At 63.1% G+C, this 25,505-nt stretch carries 36 protein-coding genes; 24 read left to right on the forward strand and 12 right to left on the reverse strand.

From position 1 onward, the window contains the following. Positions 1-144: 144 nt before the first annotated feature. From yghX to FG486_RS00570, 3 genes are all read right to left on the reverse strand, one after another. A complete protein-coding gene (gene yghX, locus FG486_RS00560; protein ID WP_181266045.1) occupies positions 145-1,053 on the reverse strand; it encodes a YghX family hydrolase in 909 nt (302 codons plus the stop codon). 17 nt (positions 1,054-1,070) lie between these two features. Then, positions 1,071-1,988 (reverse strand): haloalkane dehalogenase, encoded by a 918-nt coding sequence (locus FG486_RS00565; protein WP_181266046.1) that lies wholly within the window; start codon positions 1,986-1,988, stop codon positions 1,071-1,073. A gap of 143 nt (positions 1,989-2,131) precedes the next feature. Beyond that, positions 2,132-2,755 (reverse strand): TetR/AcrR family transcriptional regulator, encoded by a 624-nt coding sequence (locus FG486_RS00570; RefSeq protein WP_181266047.1) that lies wholly within the window; start codon positions 2,753-2,755, stop codon positions 2,132-2,134. Between the two features lie 817 nt (positions 2,756-3,572). On the opposite strand from FG486_RS00570, the gene FG486_RS00575 reads away from it, so the two are divergent. The 3 genes from FG486_RS00575 (at position 3,573) to bfr (ending at position 5,674) form a co-directional block, all read left to right on the forward strand. After that, positions 3,573-4,811: a DUF418 domain-containing protein gene (locus FG486_RS00575; protein WP_181266048.1), complete on the forward strand. Its 1,239-nt coding sequence runs from the start codon at positions 3,573-3,575 to the stop codon at positions 4,809-4,811. Positions 4,812-4,876: 65 nt separating this feature from the next. Then, the gene (locus FG486_RS00580; RefSeq protein ID WP_066271165.1) at positions 4,877-5,047 is read left to right on the forward strand and encodes a (2Fe-2S)-binding protein; all 171 of its coding nucleotides are present in this window, start codon (positions 4,877-4,879) and stop codon (positions 5,045-5,047) included. Positions 5,048-5,194: 147 nt separating this feature from the next. Further along, entirely contained in the window at positions 5,195-5,674 is a 480-nt protein-coding gene (bfr, locus tag FG486_RS00585) for a bacterioferritin (protein WP_181266049.1), read from the forward strand. A gap of 60 nt (positions 5,675-5,734) precedes the next feature. On the opposite strand, the gene FG486_RS00590 is transcribed toward bfr, so the two are convergent. After that, positions 5,735-6,637, reverse strand: a complete 903-nt coding sequence (locus FG486_RS00590) for a hypothetical protein (RefSeq protein ID WP_137775498.1) — start codon at positions 6,635-6,637, stop codon at positions 5,735-5,737. 220 nt (positions 6,638-6,857) lie between these two features. On the opposite strand from FG486_RS00590, the gene FG486_RS00595 reads away from it, so the two are divergent. From FG486_RS00595 to FG486_RS00620, 6 genes are all read left to right on the forward strand, one after another. Next, complete coding sequence (locus FG486_RS00595) at positions 6,858-7,112, forward strand: hypothetical protein (protein WP_181266050.1); 255 nt, start codon at positions 6,858-6,860, stop codon at positions 7,110-7,112. Positions 7,113-7,140: 28 nt separating this feature from the next. Beyond that, the gene (locus tag FG486_RS00600) at positions 7,141-7,680 is read left to right on the forward strand and encodes a hypothetical protein (protein ID WP_181266051.1); all 540 of its coding nucleotides are present in this window, start codon (positions 7,141-7,143) and stop codon (positions 7,678-7,680) included. A 193-nt stretch (positions 7,681-7,873) separates the two neighbouring features. Beyond that, positions 7,874-8,851 (forward strand): alpha/beta hydrolase, encoded by a 978-nt coding sequence (locus FG486_RS00605; RefSeq protein ID WP_137775495.1) that lies wholly within the window; start codon positions 7,874-7,876, stop codon positions 8,849-8,851. A 197-nt stretch (positions 8,852-9,048) separates the two neighbouring features. After that, the gene (locus FG486_RS00610) at positions 9,049-9,600 is read left to right on the forward strand and encodes a hypothetical protein (protein WP_181266052.1); all 552 of its coding nucleotides are present in this window, start codon (positions 9,049-9,051) and stop codon (positions 9,598-9,600) included. Positions 9,601-9,617: 17 nt separating this feature from the next. Then, positions 9,618-10,094 carry an RNA pyrophosphohydrolase gene (locus FG486_RS00615; protein ID WP_066284447.1) on the forward strand — a complete coding sequence of 159 codons (477 nt, stop codon included), beginning with the start codon at positions 9,618-9,620 and terminating at the stop codon, positions 10,092-10,094. A 38-nt stretch (positions 10,095-10,132) separates the two neighbouring features. Next, positions 10,133-11,086 carry a DUF481 domain-containing protein gene (locus tag FG486_RS00620; protein ID WP_241695540.1) on the forward strand — a complete coding sequence of 318 codons (954 nt, stop codon included), beginning with the start codon at positions 10,133-10,135 and terminating at the stop codon, positions 11,084-11,086. A gap of 6 nt (positions 11,087-11,092) precedes the next feature. On the opposite strand, the gene FG486_RS00625 is transcribed toward FG486_RS00620, so the two are convergent. From FG486_RS00625 to FG486_RS00640, 4 genes are all read right to left on the reverse strand, one after another. After that, complete coding sequence (locus tag FG486_RS00625; protein ID WP_181266053.1) at positions 11,093-11,848, reverse strand: hypothetical protein; 756 nt, start codon at positions 11,846-11,848, stop codon at positions 11,093-11,095. 169 nt (positions 11,849-12,017) lie between these two features. Further along, positions 12,018-12,572 carry a GNAT family N-acetyltransferase gene (locus FG486_RS00630; protein WP_181266054.1) on the reverse strand — a complete coding sequence of 185 codons (555 nt, stop codon included), beginning with the start codon at positions 12,570-12,572 and terminating at the stop codon, positions 12,018-12,020. A gap of 151 nt (positions 12,573-12,723) precedes the next feature. Further along, a complete protein-coding gene (locus FG486_RS00635; protein WP_181266055.1) occupies positions 12,724-13,203 on the reverse strand; it encodes a glycine zipper 2TM domain-containing protein in 480 nt (159 codons plus the stop codon). 282 nt (positions 13,204-13,485) lie between these two features. Then, positions 13,486-14,619, reverse strand: coding sequence for a zinc-binding dehydrogenase (locus FG486_RS00640; RefSeq protein WP_181266056.1), 1,134 nt, complete (start codon positions 14,617-14,619; stop codon positions 13,486-13,488). 97 nt (positions 14,620-14,716) lie between these two features. Between FG486_RS00640 and FG486_RS00645 the strand changes: the two genes are divergently transcribed. After that, on the forward strand, positions 14,717-15,259 hold the full coding sequence (locus FG486_RS00645; RefSeq protein WP_206678349.1) for a pseudouridine synthase: 543 nt from the start codon (positions 14,717-14,719) through the stop codon (positions 15,257-15,259). A gap of 8 nt (positions 15,260-15,267) precedes the next feature. Here FG486_RS00645 and FG486_RS00650 read toward each other — a convergent pair whose 3' ends face one another. Beyond that, the gene (locus FG486_RS00650) at positions 15,268-16,407 is read right to left on the reverse strand and encodes a JmjC domain-containing protein (RefSeq protein WP_181266058.1); all 1,140 of its coding nucleotides are present in this window, start codon (positions 16,405-16,407) and stop codon (positions 15,268-15,270) included. Between the two features lie 41 nt (positions 16,408-16,448). Beyond that, positions 16,449-17,510: a phage shock protein operon transcriptional activator gene (gene pspF / locus FG486_RS00655; RefSeq protein ID WP_066281663.1), complete on the reverse strand. Its 1,062-nt coding sequence runs from the start codon at positions 17,508-17,510 to the stop codon at positions 16,449-16,451. A 162-nt stretch (positions 17,511-17,672) separates the two neighbouring features. Here pspF and FG486_RS00660 point away from each other — a divergent pair, with 162 nt between their 5' ends. The 14 genes from FG486_RS00660 (at position 17,673) to queC (ending at position 24,235) form a co-directional block, all read left to right on the forward strand. After that, positions 17,673-17,873, forward strand: coding sequence for a hypothetical protein (locus FG486_RS00660; protein ID WP_066281672.1), 201 nt, complete (start codon positions 17,673-17,675; stop codon positions 17,871-17,873). Positions 17,874-17,999: 126 nt separating this feature from the next. Then, on the forward strand, positions 18,000-18,686 hold the full coding sequence (pspA, locus tag FG486_RS00665) for a phage shock protein PspA (protein ID WP_181266059.1): 687 nt from the start codon (positions 18,000-18,002) through the stop codon (positions 18,684-18,686). Between the two features lie 4 nt (positions 18,687-18,690). Continuing rightward, positions 18,691-18,993, forward strand: coding sequence for an envelope stress response membrane protein PspB (gene pspB, locus FG486_RS00670; RefSeq protein ID WP_181266060.1), 303 nt, complete (start codon positions 18,691-18,693; stop codon positions 18,991-18,993). Continuing rightward, the gene (gene pspC / locus FG486_RS00675) at positions 18,990-19,397 is read left to right on the forward strand and encodes an envelope stress response membrane protein PspC (protein ID WP_181266061.1); all 408 of its coding nucleotides are present in this window, start codon (positions 18,990-18,992) and stop codon (positions 19,395-19,397) included. The genes pspB and pspC overlap by 4 nt, the downstream gene beginning before the upstream one ends. 39 nt (positions 19,398-19,436) lie before the next feature. Then, entirely contained in the window at positions 19,437-19,757 is a 321-nt protein-coding gene (locus tag FG486_RS00680) for a hypothetical protein (RefSeq protein ID WP_066281681.1), read from the forward strand. After that, positions 19,754-20,080, forward strand: coding sequence for a hypothetical protein (locus FG486_RS00685; RefSeq protein WP_208597918.1), 327 nt, complete (start codon positions 19,754-19,756; stop codon positions 20,078-20,080). The genes FG486_RS00680 and FG486_RS00685 overlap by 4 nt, the downstream gene beginning before the upstream one ends. 42 nt (positions 20,081-20,122) lie before the next feature. After that, a complete protein-coding gene (locus FG486_RS00690) occupies positions 20,123-20,389 on the forward strand; it encodes a hypothetical protein (RefSeq protein WP_181266062.1) in 267 nt (88 codons plus the stop codon). 23 nt (positions 20,390-20,412) lie between these two features. Further along, the gene (locus FG486_RS00695; protein ID WP_066281693.1) at positions 20,413-20,673 is read left to right on the forward strand and encodes a hypothetical protein; all 261 of its coding nucleotides are present in this window, start codon (positions 20,413-20,415) and stop codon (positions 20,671-20,673) included. A 17-nt stretch (positions 20,674-20,690) separates the two neighbouring features. After that, entirely contained in the window at positions 20,691-20,966 is a 276-nt protein-coding gene (locus tag FG486_RS00700; protein WP_066281698.1) for a hypothetical protein, read from the forward strand. Positions 20,967-21,017: 51 nt separating this feature from the next. After that, a complete protein-coding gene (locus FG486_RS00705; protein WP_060978247.1) occupies positions 21,018-21,257 on the forward strand; it encodes a hypothetical protein in 240 nt (79 codons plus the stop codon). Positions 21,258-21,308: 51 nt separating this feature from the next. Then, the gene (locus tag FG486_RS00710) at positions 21,309-21,728 is read left to right on the forward strand and encodes a SufE family protein (protein ID WP_181266063.1); all 420 of its coding nucleotides are present in this window, start codon (positions 21,309-21,311) and stop codon (positions 21,726-21,728) included. 164 nt (positions 21,729-21,892) lie between these two features. Further along, entirely contained in the window at positions 21,893-22,792 is a 900-nt protein-coding gene (gene hslO / locus FG486_RS00715) for an Hsp33 family molecular chaperone HslO (RefSeq protein WP_066281704.1), read from the forward strand. Positions 22,793-22,960: 168 nt separating this feature from the next. Further along, the gene (locus FG486_RS00720) at positions 22,961-23,377 is read left to right on the forward strand and encodes a DUF3617 domain-containing protein (RefSeq protein WP_181266064.1); all 417 of its coding nucleotides are present in this window, start codon (positions 22,961-22,963) and stop codon (positions 23,375-23,377) included. 174 nt (positions 23,378-23,551) lie between these two features. Further along, on the forward strand, positions 23,552-24,235 hold the full coding sequence (gene queC / locus FG486_RS00725; protein WP_060978243.1) for a 7-cyano-7-deazaguanine synthase QueC: 684 nt from the start codon (positions 23,552-23,554) through the stop codon (positions 24,233-24,235). A 104-nt stretch (positions 24,236-24,339) separates the two neighbouring features. Here queC and FG486_RS00730 read toward each other — a convergent pair whose 3' ends face one another. Together FG486_RS00730 and lipB are read right to left on the reverse strand one after the other, a co-directional pair. Then, positions 24,340-24,663: a hypothetical protein gene (locus FG486_RS00730; RefSeq protein WP_181266065.1), complete on the reverse strand. Its 324-nt coding sequence runs from the start codon at positions 24,661-24,663 to the stop codon at positions 24,340-24,342. Then, positions 24,660-25,370 (reverse strand): lipoyl(octanoyl) transferase LipB, encoded by a 711-nt coding sequence (gene lipB / locus FG486_RS00735; protein WP_181266066.1) that lies wholly within the window; start codon positions 25,368-25,370, stop codon positions 24,660-24,662. The genes FG486_RS00730 and lipB overlap by 4 nt, the downstream gene beginning before the upstream one ends. Positions 25,371-25,505: the final 135 nt, after the last annotated feature.

A 25,505-nucleotide genomic window follows, 5' to 3' on the forward strand; every position in this document is an offset into this window, starting at 1 on the left:
GGCGCGATCTCCCGTCTCGCTCCGCCGCCGAACCTGTGGCGGGGCTAGCCGACCAAAGACTGGCCGGTCCCTGTCACATGCCTATGACAGGGGGCAGGATGCCACAATGCGACAGATTGTCCAAGCGCGCGCCGGCGCGCCGGCTCAGGCTTTCAGATATTTGCTGAAATGCGCGAGCGTCCGCTCCCAGGCAAGCTTCGCCGCCGCCTCGTCGTAACGCGGGGTAGTGTCGTTGTGGAAGCCATGGCTGGTGCCGGGATAGAAATGCGCCTCATAGGTCTTGCCGTTGGCCTTGAGCGCCGCTTCGCAGGCGGGCCATGTCGCATTCACCCGCTCGTCATTCTCGGCAAAATGGATAAGCAGCGGCGCCTTGATCGCGGGCACCTCCTCGGGCTTGGCCTGGCGTCCGTAGAACGGCGCGGCGGCGGCAAGATCGGGATAGGCGACCGCCAGCGCATGGCAGACGCCGCCGCCATAGCAGAAGCCGGTGACGCCGACCTTGCCGGTGCTCTGCTTGTGATCGCGCAGGAACTCGAACCCGGCGAAGAAATCCTCCATCAGCTTGGCGGGATCGAGCGAGGCCTGCATCGTGCGGCCCTGGTCGTCGGTGCCGGGATAGCCGCCGAGTGACGTCAAGCCGTCGGGACCAAGCGCCAGATAGCCCGCCTTGGCAAGGCGGCGCACGACATCCTCGATATAGGGGTTGAGACCACGATTTTCGTGCACCACGAGCACCGCAGGCAGCTTACCCTTGGCCTTCGCAGGCCAGGCCATCAGCCCCTTGACCGTGCCATGGCCTTCGGGGCTCTTGTACTCCACACGCTCGGTGCGGATCGCCGGATCGTCGGGCGATACCTGCTGCGCCAGTGCATAATCGGGGCTGAGCTGGCTCAGGATCATCGCACCCGTCACGCCCGCTGCCGCATAGCGCCCGGCCTGGCGAATGAATTCGCGCTTGCTCAGCTTGCCGTGCACATAGCCGTCGAAAATCTCGAGGATATGCGGGTCGAAATCGCTGGCGCGCATCCGGCGGGGGGTGATGGTCTCGGTCATCGATGATCCTCTCTTGATCAGGCGGTCGGCAGGTCGCCAAAAGCTGCAAGCGCGGCCCGGGCGATTTGTTCCCCCCATTCCTGCACGAAATGGCCGCCATCGGGAATGATCATCGGTTCCGGGCAGCCGCGAATGATCGCGCGCAGCCGCGCCATCGGCTCCACTCCCAGCACCGGGTCCGCGGCGCCGACCGCCATGAAGCTCTCGCCCGACCATCGCTCGGACCAGAAGCGCGCCGCCGCTTTGCCATGTTCGACCCCGGGCATATCGGGCGACACGGGTACCAGCGCGGGAAAGACCTGCGCCCCGGCCTTGTATTGCGGCCCCGGATAGGGCGCGTCATAGGCAGCGATTTCCTGCTCGGTCAGATGCGGCGTGCCGCGCGCGATGATCCGCCCCACTGGAAGATCAGGCGTGGACAGCGCATAATTCTTCCAGGCATCGAAACCCGGACCGGGGCTTGTCCCCTGGCCGATCCCCGTGTTCATCACGATCAGCCGCGAAAGGCGCGCGGCAAAACCGGCGTCCGCCGGCAGCGTCAACCCCAGCAGCCCGCCCCAATCCTGCACCACCAGCGTGATGTTCCGCAGGTCCAGCCGTTCGACCAGCCGCAGCAGATGGTTACGATGAAAGTCGAAACTGTAATCCTGCTGCCTCACCGGCTTGTCCGACCGTCCGAAGCCGAACAGATCGGGCGCGACCACCCTCGCCCCGCTTTCGAGAAACACCGGAATCATCCGGCGGTAGAGGAACGACCAGCTCGGTTCGCCATGCAGGCAGAGGAAAACGCGGTTGGCATCGGCAGGCCCGGCGTCGATCCAAGCGGCGCGCAGCCCCTCATAGCCGGGCAGATCATCGGCATAATGCACGGGATAGTCGAAGTCCGGCACGGCGGTGAAGGCCTCGTCCGGGGTACGCAATGCCTCGATGGTCATGATCGCCTCTCCTTCTGCCTGGCTTTACGCCATGTTTCGTTCCCCAACATCGCGGCGTTACGGAGGTAGGCCGACACCGCTAGACCGAGGGGAATCCCGCCCAGACCGATCGGTCCATCCACGAAAAAGCCCGGAAAACAGGGCTATCCGCGATCGACCATGGTGCAGAGCATATCCGTGACCAGTGTGACGGGCGCCGCATCGTGACGGCTGCGCGCGAGCACCAGCGCCCCTTCCTGCGCAGCGATGATCGTCGCGGCCATGTCGCGCGCCCGCGCCACCGCGACGCCTTCGGCCATCAACCAGCGCGCCAGCCGCATCTCGATCCGCTGATAGGCGATGCGCACCGCCTCGCTGAGCGGGCCATTGACCCCGCCCTGTTCCTGACCGATCACCGCGAGCAGCGAGCCATCGAGCCAGTCGGTCCGCTGCAGCCAGGCTGCCGTTACCTCGGCCAGCCGACGCAAAAAACCAATCATATCAAGGCCGCTGCCCGACAGCCGGTCGATCGCGGCAAGCGAGGATTCCGCTATCCGGGTGACGCACGCCTCGGCCAATTCGGGCTTTCCGCCCGGGAAATGATGGTAGAGCGACCCCTTGGGCGTTTCCGACAGCGCCAGGATCTCCGCGAGACCGATCGCATGATAGCCGCGCTGCTGGAAAAGACGGGTCGCGACGCTGATCAGCCGCTGACGGGTGGGATGCATGTCGGATGCCCCGTCGGCAGGGCCGGAAAGGGCGGCGGGATCGAGCAGAAAGGCCAGCATAGACCGACCAGTCTAGCGGCGACCCGTCCGCTGTCAAGCGGAGGCCGTTTTGGCGCTCATTTAGCAGTCGAAAGGCCCGGTTCGAGCACCCAAAACCTCCCGAAACGCGTGCATATTCCGTTAACCTTTGCTCCTGCCGCGTTAACCTTTCGATAATCTGTTGGCGACCTGTGGTTACGAACCGGTAAGCCCAGGTTAAAATCAGAATAATGGGGCGACCGGTCCATGACCGCCGGAATGGGCAGTCAGGGACACTTCCAATGACTGATCTAGAACAAATCTCATGGATTGGATGCAAGACTCTGCTTTTGCATACATATTTTTCAGGCTGCCGAAGAGTTAACAAAAGATAAACCCAGCCATTCCATCTGTTAACCTAGGTTTCCAGATCCTTGACGCGTTTGGCTGGACCGAGCGTGCCGGCGACAGCGGGTCGCAAACCGGATTTTCTGGTCCGCCTGGTCCATTAACCTTTTGTCAATCGACCGGATGGTCCATTTGCCCGCTTTCCGGGTCCAAAATGGGCTCTGCTGACACCCGACACCCCCTTCACGAGACCGGAATCGGTCGTTGAAACGTCCATTTCGGCAGGTCGGGCTGGACCGTCCGGTTTGCCGCCCGACCGGACGGTCTCCGGAGAGCGTCACAATTGGACCGGCTGGTCCACCGGCCGTTTCTCTCGGACGCCACCGCCAATCGGCCCGACGTCGCAGCCAGCCGCCCCCACCCGTTCGGCCATTGCAGCGGGCTGTCAGCATGATACACCCGAGAGCAGGACCCGGGGCACCGACAGGGTCCATCACCAGGGGGGCACAGCATGACGCAATCCGATCGCCACATAACGCTCGATGCCATTCGCGGTTTTGCGGTGATGGGCATCCTGCTGCTCAACATCGTCGGCTTCTCGATGCCCGACGCGGCCTACGTGAACCCGGCAGCCTGGGGTGGCACCGATCCGCTCAATGCGGGGGTCTGGGCGGTCAATTTCGTGCTGTTCGACGGCAAGATGCGCGGATTGTTCAGCGTCCTGTTCGGCGCGAGCATGCTGCTGGTGATGCAGCGCGCCGAGGCTGCAGGGCAGAACCCACGCAGCGTCCACCTCAACCGCATGGCCTGGCTGTTCGTGATCGGCACCGCGCATTTCATCCTGCTCTGGTGGGGCGACATCCTGGTGCCCTATGCGATTTGCGGCACGCTCGCGCTGTTCTTCGTCAACAAGGACGTGAAGCAGCTGCTGCGCTGGGCCATCGTCCTCTACGTGCTCTATTTTCTGCTGAGCTTGGTGATGGCTGGCGGCGGCTGGGCGCAGGCGATGCGGGCAGCCGCACCGGGTGCGGATGCCGAACTGGTCAAGGCCTCGCAAGAGATGCTGGCAAGCTTCGGCAAGCCCGGCACCGAGCAGATCGCCGAGAGCCTGGACATCTATCGCAGCGGCTGGCTGACCATATTCCACCACCATCTCGCCCTATTTCCGGACTCGCTGGTCAGCACGCTCCTCATCTTCACGATGGATACGCTGGCCATGATGCTGCTGGGCATGGCGATGCTCAAGAGCGGCTTCATCCTGGGCCTCTGGCTGCCTGCGCTCTACAAGAAGATAGCCCTGCGCGCGTTTGCCATCGGCATCCCGCCGATGATCGCGCTCGCCGTCTGGGTGATGCTCAGCGGCTATGATACCGTCATCACCTTTGCCGCTTTCTTCAGCCTCTCCTTCCCTTTCCGCGTCGTGATGACCGTGGGATGGGCCGCAGGCCTGCTCTGGTTTGTTGTGACGCACCGCGACAGCCCGTTGATCGCCCGTATCGCGGCTGCAGGACGCGCAGCGTTCAGCAACTATCTCGGCACCAGCGTGGTGATGACCTTCATCTTCTACGGCTGGGGTCTTGGCCTTTTCGGCCGGATCGACCGCGCGACGGCGATGCTGTTCGTCTTCGCCGCCTGGGGAATCATGCTGACCTGGTCCAAGCCCTGGCTGGAGCGCTACCGCTTCGGCCCGGCCGAATGGCTGTGGCGCTCGCTCGCGCGCCGCAAGCTCCAGCCGATGCGTTTGCGATAGAATCGCAAAAAGACTGTTGCGATGCGTTCTCAATATCGCTATCTCGGCGACCACAGGAGAGACGCATGGTTGTTTGCATCTGCAATGCGATTCGAGAACAGGATCTGAAGGACGCCCTGCGCGATGGCGCGGCCCGTCCGGCAGAGGTTTACGCCCGGCTCGGTCGGCGTCCAAAGTGCGGCCAGTGCCTCTCGTTTGCGCAAAGCATTATCAGCCGGGAAACTGCGACCGCCTAGCAATAGCCCGCCAAAATCCGTTTGAAATTCAAGTATTTCCCGCGCTGCAGCGGCTTCCCTTCCGTAAATAACGGCGCTATTGTGCGCTCCTGAAATCATCGCACCTGCATGGCCCTGGACGAGCCAGCAGGTTACAGGAGCATCATCATGAAGGGCGACCCCAAGGTCATCGAATTTCTCAACGACGCGCTCAAGAACGAGCTGACGGCGATCAACCAGTATTTCCTGCATTCGAAGATGCTGGCCAACTGGGGCATCAACAAGCTCGCCAAATACGAGTATGAGGAATCGATCGACGAGATGAAGCACGCCGACAAGCTGGCGGACCGCATCCTGTTCCTCGATGGCCTGCCCAATTTCCAGTTGCTCGGCCGCCTCAAGATCGGCGAGACGGTGGAGGAAATCCTGAAGGCCGATCTCGCGCTCGAGAACGAGGCGATCCCGCTGCTCAAGGAAGGCATCGCCTATTGCGAGAGCGTCCGTGATTACGGCACGCGCGACCTGCTCGCCTATATCCTCAAGAGCGAGGAAGAGCATGTCGACACGATCGAGGCGCAGTTCGACCTGATCGAACGCATGGGCATCCAAAATTACATCCAGCTTCAGTCGAGCCCGGTCGAGGATTGATTGGACAAAGGCCGGGGCGGACGTAAACCCTCCCCGGCCCTTTGCAGCGGTGGCGGACAATTACTGGATTGCAGCAATTTCCTTCACCATTTCGCTCGCCATCTGGTTGCGGTGGACGGCCGCGCTGCGGTTGACGGGGATCTTGTAGAGTGCCTTAAGCATTGCGCGATCGAGATCGCTCATTCCTGACGGCCTGTCCTGCGGATCCGCCTGAAACAGGGAGACGATGCTGCTGGCGTCCGGCGATGCATCGAGGCGCGTTCGTGACAGGATCCCGAACGCGAGGTAGTCGCTGAGCGCATCGAACGAGACATTCGACACGCGCGGCACATCGACCAGAACGGTGACGCCCTTGATGCTCAGTTGGGCAGGACTGTTGAGACGGCTGAGTGCACCCTCGTTGATCACGGGCAGATCCAGCAGCGCAGCCGGATTCTGCCCAAGAGCCGGTGCGTTCTGGGTGAGCCCGCGCCCACCAAGCCCCTCGATCACTTGTCCATAGAACCATCGCACCGGCAAGCCGGGTTGCGACAGAGTCCGGCGCTGCTCCTTGGTCGAAGTCTGCAGCAGATCGGAACGCTTCAGTTCGACTTCGGCATAGACCGAATCGCTGTCCAGAACGAACAGCAGCAGCACATTAGGCGCGCACTCGCCGCGGGCCACCGTGGCCCCCACATTGCGAGCCGTCGCTTCGATCCGATCGATCAACGGCGTGGCCACTTCCGGTCGAAGTCCAATGGCGCCGATGCACAGCGGATCCGCCCAGCGGGCATTCTGGTCTGCCTGAGGAATGGCCAGAACGGCGCGCGTATAGCGCCGCGCCATTTCGAACGCCTCACCGCGAGTCATGCGCGTACCAGTGACAACGATCGTCTCGTCTTCGCTCGCTCGGGTTTGGGCCGCCACCGGACTGGCCAGCAATGCCCCCAATGCCAGGCCCGCAAGCAATTTTCCGCAATTCATAAAACGGCTCCTCGTTCAATCATCCGGTCACGCACGACAACTGACCGATACTTTTACCCGAGATCGCAGATCCATCACATAGATAAACTAACACTGGATTATCGCGCTTCAAACACAATTCATGTTCACTTTGGATGAATAATGGGCGGCACTCATATTCAAAGATTTGCAGAAAACAGCTGCTGCCATGCGGTGCAGTGAGATTTTCGAGGAAAGGAACATGGCGCGACAGGACGAAATGACAGGCAGGAATGCAATCAAGGCAGTGCAGCGTCATATCCTGCTGCCGCTGATCGCGATCGTCTGTAGGGCCGCAACGGGGAACAATGGAAACGTTCTGCAGCAGAACAGGCCGTGGAAAATGGATTATACCACCAATGCCCGCCACTTCTCGGCGACATTTGATCAGGGCAAATCCGAGGTACAGGCGCAATTATCCGAGTCGCGCCGCAGGACGGCTTTCGCGTCACGCTGATCGGCGCGCATCTTGGTTATCAGAGTGAATGCGAACATGGGCGCAGCTTGAGTTTCGCCCGGCGATGGAGAAAGCCGCGCTCCCCTATGTCACCAATGGCAGCGTTGCCCCCAACAACGCCTGGATTTCGGCGGCTTTTTCTGACTTGATGCGGCTGGACAATCGAGCCCGACAGAATTCAGGGTTGACCGAGCTGCCCGATATTCCCCCCGCCAGCGCGAACGCGATAAATGCCTTGTATGTCAAGCTGTCAGCCCGGGTTCCGCTCACGCTCGATCTCGTGTCGATGGGCGCGCTGATGGCCGCCATGCGGCCCTGCACCGACGATCTGGTTCGATCATGGGGCTACGACCCTGCCGAGATTGCAAAATGGCAAAGTCGGGCACGGCCTGTGACCAGCCCTGCCCGCTGGGCACGACCCAAAGATTATCCCAGCGCCATTCAGACTCGCGGCGCGTCCGCCATCGTCGATTTCCGCCTGGCGATCGACGAGATCGGTTGGTCTCCGATTGCTTCGTATTGGGATCGACCACGCCACCCACGATTGGGCCGTACAGCTGCGAAGTGATCAAGCGACGGGCCCGATTTGCGCCTTCGCTCGACAAGGACGGCAAGCCGACCAGGGACATCTATTTCAACCGCATATTCTCGCAAATGAGCTGATTTGCGACCAATGCAGCAGCAGGCGGAATTGGCGATGGACCCGCTGCGTATCGCCGGTTAACTTCGCGGTTAAACAGAACCGAGAGGGATTTGCCAGAATGACCGAAGCCGCAGAGATCGAGCGCGAAACCACGAATGCAGATGCGCCCTTTGTCCGCCCGGATGTGGCGATGATGCTGGCCATGATGTCGGCGGCAGGCGCGCCGCCGATGAACGAGATGGCCCCTGCCGACGCGCGCGAAGCCTATCGCATGATGCGGTTCATGGGCGATGCCGATCCCACGCCGCTCGCCATCATCCGCGACCTGACCTGCCCTGGGCCGAAAGGCGACATTCCCCTGCGCTATTACGACGCGCGCGAAAACCGCGAGGCGGGGCCGGCGATCATGTTCTTCCATGGTGGCGGCTTCGTCATCGGCGATCTGGAAACGCACCACCCCTATTGCACCGAGCTCGCGGCGAAGCTCGATCTGCCGGTCATCGCGGTGGATTACCGGCTCGCGCCCGAGCACCCCTTCCCCGCCGCACCCGAGGATTGCGAGGCCGCCGCGCGCTGGCTGGCGGAAAATGGCAAGGAACTGGGCCTCGACATCACCGGCCTGGTGTTCACTGGCGACAGCGCGGGCGGAAATCTGACGATCGTTGTCACGCAGGCGCTGATTGCCAACCCGGCCGCGGTCCCGGTGATCGCCCAGGCCCCGCTCTATCCTGTGGTGGATTCAAGCCAGACCGGCGGATCGTTCACCGAATTTGCGGAAGGCTATCTGCTCACCGCCGATGCGATGAACTGGTTCAACGACAATTATGCCGCCACCCCGGGCGATGTCCGCAACGACTGCATCCTGGGCGATCTGGCGACCCTCCCGCCGACGCTGCTGGTCACCGCCGGGCTCGATCCGCTGCGCGATCAGGGCCGCGATTTCGCCGCACGCTGCGTCAAGGCGGGCGTCGATGTCACCTATATGGAGATGCGCGGGACGATCCATGGCTTCATCTGCCTGCGCAAGGGCATTCCCTCGGCGCAGGACGATTGCGATGCCATCTTCCGGGGCATGAAGGCGATGCTGAACCGGTGAAACAGGAGGGCGCGATGGCCGGAAGGACACTCCTCGCGGCGATCGCGCTGCTCACTTTGCCCTTTGCCTTGCCGGATTCCGCAATTTCGCAAACCGCCCCACAAGTTCGCAACGCGCCTGACCTTGCAGACATCATCGGTGCCTATCGCGCGCAGCGGACAACCGATCCGGAAGGCTGCTGCACCTATTCGGCCTCCGTGTTCGGGCGCGAGGTGCAATTTCACGTCTTCGATACGTTCGAGCCCGCGTATGAGGCGAAGAACGACCAGCAGATGATTTTGGAATTCGTGCCCAAGGGCGAAACGGTGCAGACTTGGACCCGGATGATCACCTTTTCAGCGTTCAAGGGTCCTGGCAGCGCGCCGGTTTCCACCGCGGAGATGCAGCAGCGCTTCTTCAATACCGGCCAGGGTTGCGAAGTTGCGAACTTCTCGCGCGTGATCGCCAGCGGCAGGCTGGCCAATGGCACCGAATACAATCTTTCCAGCAATGGCTGCGGCTCGACTGCCGCCGGCGGCTATCCCGGTGCCGTATCGGGGCGTGGCGAGCAATTCATCGCGCTGTTGCTGCGTGACGATCAGAACGTCGCCGTACTCCAGTATGCCGAGCGCGGCGCTGGATTTGACGCCGACAAGCCGCCGATCGGCGATGCTGCGGTCGAGGCATTGATGAGCCGCTTTCGCTCCATCGCATTTTGCCGCAGCAAGGCGATCAGCGGCGATTGCTCCATTGCCTTTTCCGCCCGCTGACAGCTAAGGCAGCAGGCATGAGCGAATTTGACAGCCTTCCCTATCGCCCGTGCGCGGGCATCATGCTGGTGAACCAGGGCGGCAAGGTGTTCGTCGGCCAGCGGCTCGACAGCACGGTCGAGGCCTGGCAGATGCCGCAGGGCGGGATCGATCCCGGGGAAGAGCCGGAAGCAGCCGCCTATCGCGAACTCGGCGAGGAAACCGGCATTGCCCCGCATCTTGCCGAGATCATTGCCCGCTCGCGCGACGAGCATCTGTATGATCTCCCACCCGAGCTGATGGGCAAGATCTGGGGCGGAAAATATCGCGGCCAGCGGCAGATGTGGTTCCTGATGCGCTTCATGGGGACCGACGCGGACATCAATATTGAAACGTCGCACCAGGAATTCCGCAGCTGGCGCTGGGCCGATCCGGACAGCCTTGAGGGACTGATCGTGCCTTTCAAGCGACGGTTGTATCGCGCGGTGGTGGAAGAGTTCCGTCCGCTGATCTAGGCTCGCGGCTCGTTCTAGCGACGGGAGGCCCCAGACAGATGCTGTTGCGCAGCGCCCTGACCAGCGCTTTCGTGCTGTGCGCCTGCGCAGCACTCCCCCTGGCGGCGCAAACGCCGGAGCCGGTTGCAAGGCTGATCGATACCGCATTGCAATCGGGCGATGCCGCAGGGCTGGACGCGGTCGTGCGCTATGCCAAGCAGGCCTATCCCCAGTCTGCCGAGGCGATCGATGCCCAGGTGGCCGCCTTTCGCGCCGCCAATGCGGCCCCCGCGCCGGCTCCAGCCCCCGCGCCCGTTGTGACCGCCGCAGCGGAGCCGAAGACCGAACAAGCCAAGGTCGAGCAGGCAGCCGCCGTCAAATATTCGGGCGAAGGCGAGCTCGGCGCGTTCACCACCACCGGCAACGCCCCGGGAATCGGGCTGGCGGCGGGGCTCAAGCTGGTGGCCGAGGGTGAGGATTGGCGGCTGGGGCTGCTCGGTCGCGCCGATTACCAGGAAACCAGCAACGTCGTTGTGCGCGAGCAATATCGCGTGAGCGCCGAGCCCAATTACAAGTTCAACCAGCGCGGTTACGTTTATGGCCTCGGCCAGTACGAGCAGGATCGCTTCCAGGGCTTTCACGCGCGCTACAGCCTGTCCGGTGGCGTCGGTTACAGCATCCTGACCGGCGAGAATGCGCAGCTGAGCGTGAAGGCTGGCCCGGCCTGGCGCTTCACGCGGCTGGTTACCGGAATGGATGAATCGGTGCTGGCGGGTCTGGCTTCCGTCGATATCAAGCTCAAGCTGACACCGACCATCCAACTGACCGAAGCCGCCAGCGCCTATGTCGACGAGGAGCGCAGCACGCTCTTTTCGGTCGCCGCGCTCGATTCGCAGCTGATCGGCAAGCTCAAGGCGCGGCTATCCTACACCATCCAGTATGAATCGAACCCGGCGCTGGGCCGCGCGCCCACCGATACGACGAGCCGGCTGACGCTGGTCTATGGATTCTGATCGCGATCAGCGGCCGCCGCTGGCGACGATATCGACTTCGGTTCCGCCATTGGCCATGGGCTTGAGGAATAGCACATAAGCTGCATTGCCCTTGGTCCCTCCGAGAACATGGTCGCTGCCGCGCAGTTGATATTCCGCAGAATAGCCACCGCGCTTCGCCTTGGTCCAATAGAAGTCGACCACGTTCTTCAGAGCCGCAGGCGTGGTGAAATTGACCACCCGGATGTTGCACTGGCCGTTGGCGACGCCGGCGGCTTCCTTGACGTTGGCGCGCGGATAGACCGCGAAATCGGCGGGCATGCGGCTCGCCCAGGTCATCGCGTAATCGAGCTTGCCCTGACAAACGCCATTCTGCTGCGCGGCCTTGGCACCCAGCGTGCTGCCCTGGTTGCAATCCTTGCAGTCTTCGGCGGCAACCTTTGTCGGTTCCGGCGCCTTGATAAGCCCGCGCGGGCCGATAGCCGCTGCGACAGCCTTTTCGGTCGCCGCGAGCTGGCCCTTGGCCGCCCCTGCCGACGGAACCGAACCATCGCTGCCTTCGCCGAGCACGGCATTGCGATTGGATTTGTCGACCAGATCGGGGTCCACCAAGATCTGGTCTTCCAGCGCGCCCTTCATCGCCGGGTCGGCGGCATCGGCCAGCAGCGCTGCGTCCTCGTTTTCCGCCGCCTTGTCACCGGCATTCTGGCACGCAGCCAGCGCCAGCGCAGCAGCGCCCAGCGCCAGCAGGTTGCGCGTCGTCGCGAAGGAAAGTCGGGCCATGGCTGATATCCTGTACAAGATCGGCTTCATGCCTCTCCATGCCAGAGAAGGCGTTAGCGTTACGTTAGCCATGCCTTGCGGCGTGCGAAACTGTCCCGCGCAAAGAGGGTTAACCCGCACGCTTTGGCATGCCAGACCGTCCCAAATCGGGATTCACCGTTAAGTCGTTTCAAAACCGGACAAATTTCTTCCGGTTTTCCTGCCACTCAGCCTTGGTCTGACCATAGCTATCGACCGGATGGTCCTGATACGGCTCCGGCAATCGGGTTGGCCCCTGATTGTACGAGCCCAGACGTTCAGCAAGCGCGATCGAAGCCTTGTTGTCGGGATCGATCGTGTGAATGACGCTGTCCCAGCCCAGCAGATCGAAGGCGTAATCGATCGTGGCCACGGCGGCCTCCAGCGCATAGCCCTTGCCGGCGTGGCTGCGCAGAACGCCCCAGCCGACCTCCTCACCCGGCCAGCCATCGGGATACCAGGGGCCGACACGGCCGATCCATTCGCCAGTGTCGCGCGTGATCAGCGAGAACATCGCATATCCACGGATGTGCCAGGCGCCTGCCATAGAGCACAGTCCGCGCCAAGCGACCGCGCGCGGCTGAACCCCGCCCAGAAAGCGCATGGTCTTCTCGTCCGCGCAAAATTCGGCCCAGCGCTCGAAATCCTCCGGACCCGGCGGGCGAAGGATCAGGCGTTGCGTTACCAATATCGGTCCGTTGATCATCGCGCTGCTCCCCTTTTCTGACAGGCGCATGGGATAGGCAGGGGCGCATGGCTTGGCAAGCATCGCGGCCAGAACGAAAAACCCCTCCCCGCAGCGATGCAGGGAGGGGCTCAGGATACATGTCCGCGTTGCCGCTGCGGATCAGGCGAATTTAGCGGCAGCTGTAACGATTGCCGTCGTTGCGGTCGATGGTGCGACCCAGCAGCGCGCCTGCGATACCGCCGATCAGCGCGCCGGTGGTGCGGTCACCACGGCCTGCAATCTCGCTACCGGCCAGCGCGCCCGCTGCGCCACCGATCAGCAGGCCGGTGGTGCCGTTGTCGCGACGGCAATAGTAGCGGCCGTCATTTCCGCGCCAGGCCTGGCCGTTCCATCCACGCGCCTGGCGGCGGTCGAAACGACGGTCATAGCGGTCGTCCCAGCGATCGTTGCGGCCATAGCCGCGGTCATAGCCACGACGGTTCCAGTCATCGTCATAACCGCGCCACTGATGGGCAACCGGCGCACGAAAATCGACGCCATAAGCCTGCGAAGCGCTGGGCGCGTAGCTGGCGACCGGCGCTGCCATGGCAGGGGCGGCCGAAATGGTGACTGCACCGGCGGCGGCAGCAGCAAGAATGAACTTCTTCATGATCTGTCTCCCTTGAGACCGGGACAGCGCCGATTCGCCATCCGTTGTGTTCATATTTAAGGGAGCAAAACTGAACGGACCGTGGGAAGGCTGTTCATCTGGCAGCAGGTTTTGATGAAGGACTTGGCGGTGGACATCATATGGGCACGACGCCCCATATCGTCACTCCCGCGAAGGCGGGCGTCTCGCTTTACATGGCAAGACACGCGCAAAAGCGGGATTCCCGCGTTCGCGGGAATGACGAGGAGGGCGAGGGATATGACCATCCCTCGCCCCACCCGATCACTTCTGCGGGCAGATCAGGAATTTCTCGCCGGTCGCCTTGGCATAATAGCGCGCCACCACATCCGCCTGCAGAGCCTCTTCCAGCGAAAGCTCATCGGTATAATGGCTCGCAAAGGTGGTCTTCAGCTCCTCGGCGACGCGCGCGCGAAGCCGCATGGCGACCTCGACACCTGCCTTGGCGAGGAAATTGGGAAGCAGCCAGCCACCGACGCCCCAGGCCATGCCATAGCCGCGGCTGAGCACCGTCGGCGACGTGTCGAGCCCGCCGTACAGATAGACCTGCTTGTGATGCACCGAACCGTAGATGCTGTAAGCGCCGGGTGTCCGCGCCGCTGCGCCCTCCATCGCGGTCAGGATGTTCGAGGCGAGATTGCCGCCGCCAGTCGCATCGAACGCCAGGGTCGCGCCGGTCGCATGGATCGCGTCGGTGAGATCCGCCATGAAGCTTTCGCTGCTCGAATCGACGATATGCTTCGCGCCCATGTCGCGCAGTAGCTCGGCCTGTTCGGGCTTGCGCACCACGTTGACGAGCTCGACGCCGTCGGCCTGGCAGATGCGGTTGAGCATCTGGCCGAGGTTGGAGGCCGCCGCAGTGTGGACCAGCGCGCTATGGCCTTCCATCCGCATCGTCTCGATCATCGACAGCGCGGTGAGCGGGTTGACGAAGCACGACGCGCCGTCGCGCGCGGTGTGGCCGTCCTGCAGCACCAGGCACATCATGGCGGAAGCCTTGCGATATTCGGCATACATGCCGCCACCCATGACCGCGACGACCTTGCCGATCAGGCTTTGCGCATAATCGCCCGATCCTGCGGCGACCACGGTGCCGGCGCCCTCATTGCCGACGGTGAGCGCCTGGCCGATGCGCGCCTTCATCACGCCCATGCCCTGGGGCGAGACCGGCGCGGTCAGCTTCGTTTCCTTGCCGCTGCCGCTGCTCGTCGCCTTGGCCATGCTGGCCCATCCGAACATCACGCCCTGGTCCGACGGATTGATCGGCGTCGCCTCGACGCGGATCAGCACCTCGTCCTCGCCCAGTTCGGGCATGGGCTTGTCGACCAGCTCCATGGTCAGCTCGCCCTCGGCGCTGACGGTCGAGATCATCTGCTTGTAGGTTGACGGAAGCGTCATGGCACGGCCTCTCTCTAAAGGGGTTGTTGTGGGATGCTCCCATGTGCCAAGCCTTGGCCGACAAAGCCACCCATCACGCGCAGAAAGTTCCTTTTCCTTGCCCCGGCTGATCCTGTTCAACAAACCCTATGGCGTGATCTGCCAATTCAGTGGCGATGGATCGCGGCCGACTCTGGCCGATTTCATCGATGTGCCAGGCGTCTATCCCGCCGGAAGGCTCGATCAGGACAGCGAGGGACTGGTCCTGCTCACCGATGACGGGCGCTTGCAGGCGAGGATCGCCGATCCCCGCCACAAGCTCGCCAAGACCTATTGGGTCCAGGTCGAAGGGGCGATCAGTGACGAAGCACTTGCGAAATTGCGAAGCGGCGTGGCACTCAAGGACGGCATAACGCGCCCTGCCCTCGCCCAGCGGCTCGATCCGCCCGATCTGTGGCCGCGCGACCCGCCGGTGCGCTTTCGCAAGACCGTGCCCGATGGCTGGATCGCGCTCACGCTGCGCGAGGGCAAGAACCGACAGGTGCGGCGGATGACGGCGGCAGTCGGCTTTCCGACGCTGCGGCTGGTGCGCTGGCAGGTGGGCGACTGGACGCTCGAAAGCCTTGCGCCCGGCGCGTGGCGGGCGCTCGACGTCCGCTGAGCGGCGGCTCAGTCGTCCTCTTCAAAGGCGATCGCACCGCGATTGGCGAGGTCCAGCAGCAGCGCCAGCACCGCCTCATCGGGCTCGTCGATCTCAATCTCATGCGCAGCGCACAAGGCCTCGGCAAAGCGTGCAGCCGAGCCGGTGCAGGGATAGGATTCGCCATCGACGAACAGCACCAACCCCTCGGTCTCGCGGACGAAAACGAACCGGCTTGCAAAGTTGCGAAGCACCCGGCCGTCCTCGGTCGCGCGGCGCACCTCGGCCATGGTCAATGGGGCTTCCGGGCTCCAATCCATGTCCGGATATTTGGGGGCGCTGTTGAACTGGCCGAACCAGCGGGCAAATTCGCTGCGATCGGCGAGCCTTTCGAGCACCATCGCCTGCAATCGCTCCAGCGCGTCTGCCGTGATCTCGCCCGGGTGCAATTGTAACGGTAACATGGGATCGGAATAGCGATCGTCCTCACCCAGCCCGTCGAGCACATGGTCGCTCCAGCCGGTGATCAGCTCGGCCCGCGACGGCGCGCGAAAACCGATCGACAGCGTCATGCAGTCATCGTCGAGCGCAATGCCATCATGCGCGACGCCTGGCGGGACATAGAGGACATCGCCGGGTCCGAGATCGTAAACCGCCTGCTCGTCGAACTCCGCCAATAGCCGCAGGTCCTGATGTTCTCGCAAAGGCGTCGCGTCGTCGCACCGCTGCCCGATCCGCCAGCGCCTCCGCCCCCGGCCCTGGATCAGGAAAACGTCATATTGGTCGAAATGCGGCCCGACCCCGCCACCGGTCGTCGCGAAGCTGATCATCACATCGTCGATCCGCCAATCGGGCACGAAGCGAAATTGCGAAAGCAGCGCCGCGACTTCGGGAACGTGATGATCGACCGCCTGCACCAGCAGCGTCCAGGGCAGCGCGCCCAGGTCCGCGAAGCGCTCGGCATCGAACGGCCCCTGCTCGAGCGCCCAGTTTTCCGGGCCCTGCTGCACCATCAGCCGCGATTCCACCTCGGGCTCGCACGCCAGCCCCGCCAGCTCGTCCGGATCGATCGGGCATTCCCAGTCGTCCCAGGGATTGCAAATCAGCAATGGCGCACGCTGCCAGTGCGTGGCGAGAAAAGCGGCAGGATCGAAGCGGGCAAGTTTCATGCGCTTCCCATTTCAGCGCTGCGCACCGACGTCCAGCTATTTCACCCCAGCAGGTCGTGCTTTTTCAGGCAATGCCGCAGCTGGTCGTAGCTCAGTCCGAGCGCCTTGGCGGTCTGGCGCTGGTTGTAGCGGTGGCGGGCGAGCGCCGCCTGCAGGATTCGCTTCTCGTGCGCATCGACCGCGCCGCGCAGATCGTCGATCGCGTCAAAATTGAGCGTCTGGTCCATCGTCGCGCGCACGCCGGGATCGGACAGCGCGGCGTCGATCACCTCGTCGCAGGGCGATTCAGCGCCCGCAGGGCCGCCCGAGCGCGTCATTGGCTTGGGCTTCCACGGCGATTCGAACGGATCGAACACGATATGGTCGACCGGCCTCTCGAAATCGTCCCAGCGATAGACCGCGCGCTCGACGACATTGCGCAGTTCGCGAACATTGCCCGGCCAGTCGTGCCGCTGCATCGCCTCGGTCGCCATCGGGCCGAAGCCGGGCCACCGGTCCCAGTCGAGCTCGGCCGCCATGCGCCGCCCGAAAAAATCGGCGAGCACCATCACATCGCCCTCGCGCGCGCGCAGCGGCGGCAGGGTCACCACCTCGAACGACAGCCGGTCGAGCAAATCAGCGCGGAAGCGGCCCTTGTCGACCAGTTCGGGCAAATGCTCGTTGGTCGCCGCGACGATGCGCACATCGACCTTGATCGAGCGCGACGAGCCAATCCGCGTCACCTCGCCATATTCGACCGCGCGCAGCAGCCGCTCCTGCGCGCCCATGCTGAGCGTAGCAAGCTCGTCGAGGAACAATGTGCCGCCGTCGGCCTCCTCGAACCGGCCCTGACGCGCGCGGGTCGCACCGGTGAACGCACCGGCCTCGTGCCCGAACAGCTCGGCCTCGATCAGCGTTTCGGGAAGCGCGGCGCAGTTCAGCGTGATCAGTGGGCCGTCCCAGCGCGAGGACAGGCGGTGGAGACGCTCGGCAATCAGTTCCTTGCCCGTGCCGCGCTCTCCGATGACGAGCACAGGGCGGTTGAGCATGGCCGCGCGGCTGGCGCGTTCGACCGCGTCCAGAAACGCCCCCGATTCCCCGATGAACTGACTGCCCCGTTCCATGCGCCAAGAGATAGTGCAAAATCCCAACTCGTGGCAATCCTAACCAACAGCTTCGTTCAGCTAAAATTTCAAGATGTTGATATTGAACACTTTTTCTGTTTGGCACGCTCTCTGCAATGCTTCTGGCAACACCGACACAAAGCGGTCCAAGGGAGAAAGACAGTGAAAACCACCCATGCTTCGAACGCGAACAGCCAGGATCAGGACAATGTCCTCAAGTCCACGCTGATCACCACGGTCGCCGCACTGGCGCTGATCACCACGCTGTTTCTCACCGCCTTTGCGAGCATCGAGGCTGCCGCCTCGCCCGTCCATCATAACGGAGATGCCCGCGCACTCGTTTCCGTCCGGTACCTTGCCTGACGGATTTGGCCGGGACGCTTACCCCCCCTTGCCCCGTCCCGGCCAATCACTTTCCACTGCACTGCAAAAGGGGGTAAGGTAGACTTGGATCCGGTCCGCCTGAATTTACGAAACGGAGTTTTGGCCATGGGAATTTTCTCTCGCACCCGCGATATCATCGCAGCGAACGTTACCGAACTGCTCGACAAGGCCGAAGACCCGGCAAAGATGATCCGCATGATCATCCTGGAGATGGAAGAGACGCTGGTAGAGGTCCGCGCCTCGGCTGCCCGCACCATTGCCGATCAGAAGGAAATGAAGCGGCACGTCAACAAGCTGGAGCAGCTGCAGGCCGACTGGACCGACAAGGCGGAACTCGCGCTGTCCAAGGACCGTGAGGACCTGGCCCGCGCCGCGCTGCTCGAGAAGAAGAAGGCTGCCGACATGGCCGATCAGCTCAACGTCGAAATCGCGGTGCTCGATGACGCCCTGCGCGCTTCGGAACAGGATATCGCCAAGCTGCAGGCCAAGCTGCGCGAGGCCCGGATGCGCCAGAACAACATCATGAGCCGCCTGGAAAGCGCCGAGAACCGCGTCAAGCTGCGCACCATGTACAATGGCGACAAGGTCCGCGAAGCATTCAGCCGCTTTGACCTGCTCGAGCGCCGCGTCGACATGGCCGAGGGCCGCGCCGATGCGCTGGGCATGGCCGAGGACGAGCGCAAGGTGCTGGGCCAGCGCAACCTCGACGACGAGTTTGCCGCGCTCGCCGATAGCGACAAGGTCGACGAGGAGCTCGAAGCCATGAAGCGCGCGCTGAAGAAGGAGGGCTGAGACGATGGAAGAGGCACTTACTGCACTCATTGTGATCGGCGGCCTGTTCGTCGCCCTGCCGATCATCATCTTCCATTATATAACCAAGTGGAAAACCGCTGCGACGCTGACGACGTCAGATGAAAGCTTGCTGGAAGAACTGCATGCGATGGCGCGCCGCCTCGACGATCGCATGGACACCGTCGAGCGGATCATCTCCGCGGACAATCCCGACTGGCGCCCGGCGCGGCTGACCAGCTCGGACGACCAAGACGATTACGGCCTGGAACAGGTCGAGCGCCTGCTGAAGGAAAGGGTGAGGAAATGAGCCGGCTGGACAAGTATAAGTATGACGCCCCCGCTCCGCGCAAGACCAAGTTCTACCGCGACAAGCAGAACGGCAAGTTCATGGGCGTGTGCGCCGGGATTGCCGACTATACCGGGGTCGATGTCATCTGGATCCGCGTTGCTGCTGTCCTGCTGACCCTCATGACCGGCTGGGCGCTGATGGGCTATCTTGCCATGGGCTTTCTGGCCGAGAAGAAGCCTTCACACCTGTATCTCGACGATCAGGACCAGAAGTTCTGGCAGGGCGTGCGCCAGTCGCCGACCCGCACCGCCCGCGACGTCAAGGCCCGGTTCCGCGAGATCGACCGCCGCCTCGCCGATGTCGAGCTTTTCTATACCGCCAAGAACACGCGTCTGGCCGACGAGATCGAAAGCCTGCGCTGATCAGGGCCGGGCACAACTAAAAGGTATCAGGAGAATATCATGAGCTGGGGTGGACCGGGTTTCGTCCTTACGATCATCATGCTGTCCATGGGAGCCTGGGTCATCACCACCTGGATCCGCGCCAAGCATGGCTATCCGCTCGAGGACCAGTGGACCGGTAAAGTCATTGAACGAACCGATCCTGACGCTGATCGAAAAATATCGCTGCTCACCAACGAAAACGAGCAACTGGTCGGCAAGATCGGGCGGCTGGAAGAGCGGATCGCGGTGCTGGAACGCATCGCCACCGACGCCAACAGTTCCAGCGTCCGCCTGGCCGATGAAATCGAACGCCTGCGCATCGAGAAGGACCCCGCATGACCGAGAAGATGATGTTGTTCCAGACGCTGGGCCCGATCATTTCGATCGTGGTCGCCATCGGCACCGCCGGATGGGTCGCCAATACCTGGCTGCGGATCAAGAACGGCTATCCGCTCGAAAGCAGCTGGGGCAAGCCGATCTATCCCAAGGCGGACCTGGAATCGGTCGAGCGGATCAAGTTGCTGAGCCAGGAAAACGCCCAGCTGCGCGCCGAACTGGGTTCGATCAAGGACCGCCTTGGCAATGTCGAGCGCATCGTCACCGATGATGCGCACCGCCTGACCCACGAGATCGAGGCGCTGCGCGACAAGCGGGCCAACTGATAACCGAGCGATCGCTTCGCGCGGCGCAGCCAGGGGATTACCATGCCAGATTGGATCTTGTTCTTCATGATTGTGGTCGGCCTTCCCGTTCTGGTGGGCACGATGGGCGACGCGTACAGGCGGCACCTCAAGTTCAAGGAAAAGCAGCTTGAGGCGTTCAACAAGGAAACCGCGGAAAAGGCCGCACGCTATGCGGCCCAGACCGAACGGCTGGAGCAACGGGTGCGGACGCTCGAACGGATCATCACCGATGGCCGCAGCGACCTTGCCCAGCAGATCGAGGATCTGCGCGACGCGCCGCTGAACTGACAGAATATACGGGGGTATTTGAAATGTTCGATCTCGATGCGCTGCTGGTCCTCATCCCGCTGGCTCCGTTCATGCTGGGCGGGCTTGCGATCTGGACCAAGCATCAGCGCAAGACATTGGAATTGCAGATCGAACTGGCCAAGGCACAGGCCGCCGTCCGACCGGCTGTCGATGACCGGACAGAGCAGCGCCTGCGCACGCTCGAGCGGATCATCACCGATGGCCGGGGCCGTGACGATCTGGCCCAGCAGATCGAAAATCTTCGCGCCAAGCAGCTGAGCTGACAGCAGGGAAATACAGAATGTTCGACAATCCTTTCTCCATGGTCGTCGCGATCGTCTTCATCGTCATGATCGCAAACGTGCTGAAAGCCCGGTACAAGGCGCAGCACGGCATCGTCGAGGACGCGATGGGCAACCAGAAGCGCACCACCCTTGCGGACAATGCCGAAACGCAGCGGCTGCGCGAAGACGTCCGCGCTCTGAAGGAGCGCGTTCAGGTGCTGGAGCGCGTGATTACCGATCAGCGTCAGACCAGCGATCTGAGCCTTGAAATCGAGAAGCTGCGCGACCGCTGAGGCGGACACGCACATCACCAACCGGGCGGCGGGGGCCGTAAAGGGAAGAAGATGGAAAGCGCCTATCTGTACATGACCGTGGCAATGTCGGCCTTGCTTGGGGTTGCCCTGGTTTCATCGACCATGCTGCGCGGTTGGCGCGAATGGCTGGCGTTCAAGCGCCACGAAATGGAGGCGCACGCGCCGCGCCATGACGGCGGGTCGCCTTCCACCCATTCGCGGATCGAGATCGCCGATCTCAAGGAACGCATCCGCAAGCTCGAAGCCATCGCCGCCGGGGTGGAGCTGTAATTTGCGCGCGGCGGGGTGACTTTGCCCTGCCGCGTCGCTATCTGCGCCGCCATGACGAGCGCACCTGCAAGCATTGCCGATCTGGCGGAAGAATATGAATTTCTCGATGCGGATGACCGCTATCGGCTGATCATCGATCTCGGCCGCACGCTCGATCCGATGCCCGATGCGCTCAAGACCGACGCGACGCTGGTCCGGGGGTGCTCGGCCTCGGTCTGGGTCTATCCCACCCGGCTCGACGACGGCCGGCTGCATTTCCTTGCCGACAGCAACGCCGCGATCACCAAGGGGATCATCGCGCTCGTCCTGCTCACCGTGCAGGACCAAGCACCGGATGCCGTCGCTAGCGCGGACATCGAAGCCGCGCTCGCCCCGTTCGATCTGAAAAACCAGCTCTCGTCGAACCGGACGCAGGGCATTCCCAACATGATCGCACTGATCCGCGAGACGGCGGGACGTTATACGGGTTAGCCTGTGGCCTGCCCCTTTCGTCAACCTGGACGTGTTTGAGGGTCCATTGATCGTCTTGGAGCTTCGGCGAATGGGGCAAGATGGATCATGAAACAAGTTCAGGATGACGGGTTGGGGCCGGGTGCCGTTTGACGCTTCGACATCTCGACACCATATAGCCACCCATGAGCACCGCCTTCGACACTCCGCCCGTCCATTTCACTCTTCCCGGCCAGGATGCGCGCGGGCGGTTCGTGCGGCTGGACAGCGTGTTGCGCGAAATCCTCGCTGCGCACGATTACCCCACCTGCATCAAGCTCGTCCTCGCCGAGGCGATCACCATCTGCGCGCTGATCGGGTCGCTGATGAAGCAGGATGGCGGCCAGGTCACCATCCAGGCGCAGACCGAGGGCGGCATCGTCGAGCTGCTGGTCGTCGATTATCGCGGCGGAGAGCTGCGCGGGCATGTGCGGTTCGATGCCGAGCGGCTGGCACGGTTGGGCGCGAACCCTTCGCTGTTCGCGCTGTTCGGCAAGGGCTATCTTGCCCTCACCTTCGACCAGAGCTTCGGCAAGGGCCGCTATCAGGGCATCGTCCCTCTCGACGGGGATTCGCTCGCCCAGGCGTGCGAAAGCTATTTCACCCAGTCCGAACAGGTGCCGACGATGATCCGCATCGCGATCGAGAGCGATGCCACCGGCTGCCGCAGCGCCGGCTTTCTGGTGCAGCACCTGCCCGAAGGCGAGGAAGGCCGCGAGCGACTGCATGTTCGGCTCGACCATCCGCAATGGGAGCATGTTTCCATCCTTGCGGGCACGCTCAGCCATGGCGAGATGCTCGATCCGGCCCTGAGCGGGCGCGACATCCTGTGGCGGCTGTTCCACGAGGAGGACGAGGTGCGCACCGTGGATGGCGCGCCGCTGGTCAAGGGTTGCCGCTGCAATATCGACCATATCCGCGATGTCATCGGCCGCTTTCCCGCAGAAGAACAGGCCGAGATGGTGGGTGAAAGCGGCACGATCGCGGTCGATTGCGCCTTCTGTTCGCGCATTTTCCATATCGAGCCGGTCACGCCTGCAGGCTGATCGACGCACGATCTGCGTCGCAAACCCGCCACAATTACCGGATGATTTTGCCATCATCTCACGCTAGGGCTGCGATATTGCCTGGGGCAAGAAACCTGAATCGGGTCGCACGCCATTGACTGTGCCTGCCGCGCTGAACGGCAGGAGCCAACGATAGGGTTTACCCGAATGAATGCTTCCCCCACCCTTTTCAAACTGCTTGTCGTGCCCGCCATCGCACTGGGGCTTGCCTCGGTCGCCACGCGCGCCGAAGCGCCCGAACTGGCGATGCTCGGCAAGCTGCAACCGGGCCTGTGGAACCTGAAGGAACGCGGCAGCGCCGACGCCAGCGACAAGCTGTGCGTGCGCGATCTGCGCAAGCTGCTGCAGTTGCGGCACCGCGACCAGCAGTGCAGCCGCTTCGTCGTTTCGGACCTTCCCGATGAGGTAACCGTGACCTATCGCTGCCCCGGCGGCGGATCGGGCCGCACCACGATCAAATATGAAGGCCGCGGGCTGATCCAGATCGACTCACAGGGTATTGCGCAGAACTCGCCCTTCGCCTTCGCCATCGAAGGCCGTTATGCCGGCGCCTGTGACGGCTGATCGTTAGCGCGGCTGCACCATTTCTTAACCATCGCCGGGTTATGACCGTCGCGTGCCGGACTCGGTACGCTTTCCTCCATTCAGGTCGTGAGACCTCACTGGGCCGCCGGACCTGTCCGCGCGGCCCGATTTTTTTGAATTGCCCGCATCGCGGCGGCGCAATATGCGCGAGGCATGACTGATCTGCGAAAAACCGCTGTCGTGCTGCTTTCCGGCGGCCTGGACTCCATGGTCTCTGCCGCCCGAGCGAAAGAGCAGGGCTTTGACGTCGCTGCGCTGACCATCGATTACAACCAGCGTCATCGGGTGGAAATCGAGGCTGCGCGCACGATTGCGGCGCATATCGGCGCGGTGCGGCATATCGTGCTGCCACTCGACCTGCGCCAGTTCGGCGGATCGGCGCTCACCGACGATATCGACGTGCCAAAGACGGGCGTGGGCCAGGACATTCCGGTGACCTACGTGCCCGCGCGCAACCTCATCTTCCTGTCGCTGACGCTCGGCTGGGCCGAGGCGCTGGGCGCGCGCGACATCTTCATCGGGGTCAACGCGCTCGACTATTCGGGTTATCCCGATTGCCGTCCGGAGTTCATCCAGGGGTTCGAGCGGCTCGCGGACCTGGCCACCAAGGCGGGCGATCAGGGCGAGCCCTTCACCATCCATGCGCCGCTGCAATATCTGGGCAAGGCCGAGATCGCGGCCGAAGCGGTGCGGCTGGGTCTCGATCCGGCGATGAGCTGGTCGTGCTACGACCCGCTGCCCGATGGCCGCGCGTGCGGCTTGTGCGACAGTTGCCGCCTGCGCAAGCAGGGCTTTGCCGATGCCGGGCTGACTGACGGAACCGTGTACGCGGCTTGAAGCACCGTCATTCCCGCGCACGCGGGAATCCTGCTTTTGCGCAGTCGCTGAAACAGGGAGCGGGACCCCAGCCTGCGCGGGGGTGACGGCAAAAAGCTGCTGATTTACTCCGCGATCGAGCCTTCGAGCTCCGGTTCGGCAGGCCTGGGCGCCGGTGGCGCTGGCCTGGGTGTCTCGGCAGGCTCAGCTTCCGCATCCACCGCTGCCGGTGCGACCGGCGAGACAACACCCGGAACCGGTGGCACATCCGAAGGATCGGCGAGCGGCGCGTCATTGGGCAGCAGATCCAGATCGGGCAGCTCGTCGCTGATCGTACCTTCGGGCGTGCTGCCCTGCGCAACAGCCGTCTTGTCGGCCGCTTTCTGGTCGCAGGCCGTCAGCGCCAGCGCTGCCAGCACGATACCGATGATTGCAGGCTTCAGCGTCATTCCTTACCCCTTCCTTCGGCACCGCTTTGGCACGCGCCGCCCAGTCCTGCAAGGAACGCCTCTGTGTGGCGCGCGAGCGCGGCGTCGAGATCGGCCATCGAGGCATCGACGCCCAGATCGGCCAGGCTGGTGACCGGATATTCGGCGATTCCGCACGGTACGATGCCGCCGAAATGCGCAAGATCCGGGTTCACGTTGACCGCAAAGCCATGCATTGTCACCCAGCGCCGCACGCGCACGCCGATCGCGCCGATCTTGGCTTCCTGCCCCAAGCGGTTGTCGGTCCAGATTCCTACGCGCCCCTCGGCCCGGCGCGCCGACACGCCCAGATCCGCCAGCGCCGCGATCACCCAGCCCTCGACCGCATGGACGAAACAGCGCACGTCCTTGCCGCGCTGGCGCAGATCAAGCAGCACATAGCCGACGCGCTGGCCGGGCCCGTGATAGGTATAGCGACCACCACGCCCGGTATCGAAGACCGGGAATTGCCGGCTCAGCAGCTCGGCCGGATCGGCGCTGGTCCCCGCCGTGTAGAGCGGCGGATGCTCGAGCAGCCAGAGCAGCTCGCCCGCCTCGCGTCGTTCGATGGCGCTGTTGCGCGCCTCCATTGCCGCCAGTGCCTCGGGATAGGGCGTGAGGCCGGACGACACGCGCCATTCGGGGGCTGCGATCGCCCCGGTTTCGATATCGCTCAAGCCTGGTGCCATATGTCCTGCCCATTGACGCGACGGATGGTGCGGCAAATGCCTTGCGCAGCACCCGTGCGGCGTTTAGCGCAGGCCTGTAAAGCATGATGACAAAAAGTGGGAACCGGTTTTTGTCCGACAATCATGCGACCAAGA

The sequence above is a fragment of the Blastomonas ursincola genome (genome assembly GCF_013607875.1).
In the GTDB taxonomy this organism is placed as follows: domain Bacteria; phylum Pseudomonadota; class Alphaproteobacteria; order Sphingomonadales; family Sphingomonadaceae; genus Blastomonas; species Blastomonas ursincola.

Coding starts and splice junctions, on each gene's coding strand:
- yghX (WP_181266045.1), bottom strand. CDS start 1,053: ATGACCGAGACCATCACCCCCCGCCGGATGCGCGCCAGCGATTTCGAC.
- FG486_RS00565 (WP_181266046.1), bottom strand. CDS start 1,988: ATGACCATCGAGGCATTGCGTACCCCGGACGAGGCCTTCACCGCCGTG.
- FG486_RS00570 (WP_181266047.1), bottom strand. CDS start 2,755: ATGCTGGCCTTTCTGCTCGATCCCGCCGCCCTTTCCGGCCCTGCCGAC.
- FG486_RS00575 (WP_181266048.1), top strand. CDS start 3,573: ATGACGCAATCCGATCGCCACATAACGCTCGATGCCATTCGCGGTTTT.
- FG486_RS00580 (WP_066271165.1), top strand. CDS start 4,877: ATGGTTGTTTGCATCTGCAATGCGATTCGAGAACAGGATCTGAAGGAC.
- bfr (WP_181266049.1), top strand. CDS start 5,195: ATGAAGGGCGACCCCAAGGTCATCGAATTTCTCAACGACGCGCTCAAG.
- FG486_RS00590 (WP_137775498.1), bottom strand. CDS start 6,637: ATGAATTGCGGAAAATTGCTTGCGGGCCTGGCATTGGGGGCATTGCTG.
- FG486_RS00595 (WP_181266050.1), top strand. CDS start 6,858: ATGGCGCGACAGGACGAAATGACAGGCAGGAATGCAATCAAGGCAGTG.
- FG486_RS00600 (WP_181266051.1), top strand. CDS start 7,141: ATGCGAACATGGGCGCAGCTTGAGTTTCGCCCGGCGATGGAGAAAGCC.
- FG486_RS00605 (WP_137775495.1), top strand. CDS start 7,874: ATGACCGAAGCCGCAGAGATCGAGCGCGAAACCACGAATGCAGATGCG.
- FG486_RS00615 (WP_066284447.1), top strand. CDS start 9,618: ATGAGCGAATTTGACAGCCTTCCCTATCGCCCGTGCGCGGGCATCATG.
- FG486_RS00620 (WP_241695540.1), top strand. CDS start 10,133: ATGCTGTTGCGCAGCGCCCTGACCAGCGCTTTCGTGCTGTGCGCCTGC.
- FG486_RS00625 (WP_181266053.1), bottom strand. CDS start 11,848: ATGGCCCGACTTTCCTTCGCGACGACGCGCAACCTGCTGGCGCTGGGC.
- FG486_RS00630 (WP_181266054.1), bottom strand. CDS start 12,572: ATGATCAACGGACCGATATTGGTAACGCAACGCCTGATCCTTCGCCCG.
- FG486_RS00635 (WP_181266055.1), bottom strand. CDS start 13,203: ATGAAGAAGTTCATTCTTGCTGCTGCCGCCGCCGGTGCAGTCACCATT.
- FG486_RS00640 (WP_181266056.1), bottom strand. CDS start 14,619: ATGACGCTTCCGTCAACCTACAAGCAGATGATCTCGACCGTCAGCGCC.
- FG486_RS00650 (WP_181266058.1), bottom strand. CDS start 16,407: ATGAAACTTGCCCGCTTCGATCCTGCCGCTTTTCTCGCCACGCACTGG.
- pspF (WP_066281663.1), bottom strand. CDS start 17,510: ATGGAACGGGGCAGTCAGTTCATCGGGGAATCGGGGGCGTTTCTGGAC.
- pspA (WP_181266059.1), top strand. CDS start 18,000: ATGGGAATTTTCTCTCGCACCCGCGATATCATCGCAGCGAACGTTACC.
- pspB (WP_181266060.1), top strand. CDS start 18,691: ATGGAAGAGGCACTTACTGCACTCATTGTGATCGGCGGCCTGTTCGTC.
- pspC (WP_181266061.1), top strand. CDS start 18,990: ATGAGCCGGCTGGACAAGTATAAGTATGACGCCCCCGCTCCGCGCAAG.
- FG486_RS00680 (WP_066281681.1), top strand. CDS start 19,437: ATGAGCTGGGGTGGACCGGGTTTCGTCCTTACGATCATCATGCTGTCC.
- FG486_RS00685 (WP_208597918.1), top strand. CDS start 19,754: ATGACCGAGAAGATGATGTTGTTCCAGACGCTGGGCCCGATCATTTCG.
- FG486_RS00690 (WP_181266062.1), top strand. CDS start 20,123: ATGCCAGATTGGATCTTGTTCTTCATGATTGTGGTCGGCCTTCCCGTT.
- FG486_RS00695 (WP_066281693.1), top strand. CDS start 20,413: ATGTTCGATCTCGATGCGCTGCTGGTCCTCATCCCGCTGGCTCCGTTC.
- FG486_RS00700 (WP_066281698.1), top strand. CDS start 20,691: ATGTTCGACAATCCTTTCTCCATGGTCGTCGCGATCGTCTTCATCGTC.
- FG486_RS00705 (WP_060978247.1), top strand. CDS start 21,018: ATGGAAAGCGCCTATCTGTACATGACCGTGGCAATGTCGGCCTTGCTT.
- FG486_RS00710 (WP_181266063.1), top strand. CDS start 21,309: ATGACGAGCGCACCTGCAAGCATTGCCGATCTGGCGGAAGAATATGAA.
- hslO (WP_066281704.1), top strand. CDS start 21,893: ATGAGCACCGCCTTCGACACTCCGCCCGTCCATTTCACTCTTCCCGGC.
- FG486_RS00720 (WP_181266064.1), top strand. CDS start 22,961: ATGAATGCTTCCCCCACCCTTTTCAAACTGCTTGTCGTGCCCGCCATC.
- queC (WP_060978243.1), top strand. CDS start 23,552: ATGACTGATCTGCGAAAAACCGCTGTCGTGCTGCTTTCCGGCGGCCTG.
- FG486_RS00730 (WP_181266065.1), bottom strand. CDS start 24,663: ATGACGCTGAAGCCTGCAATCATCGGTATCGTGCTGGCAGCGCTGGCG.
- lipB (WP_181266066.1), bottom strand. CDS start 25,370: ATGGCACCAGGCTTGAGCGATATCGAAACCGGGGCGATCGCAGCCCCC.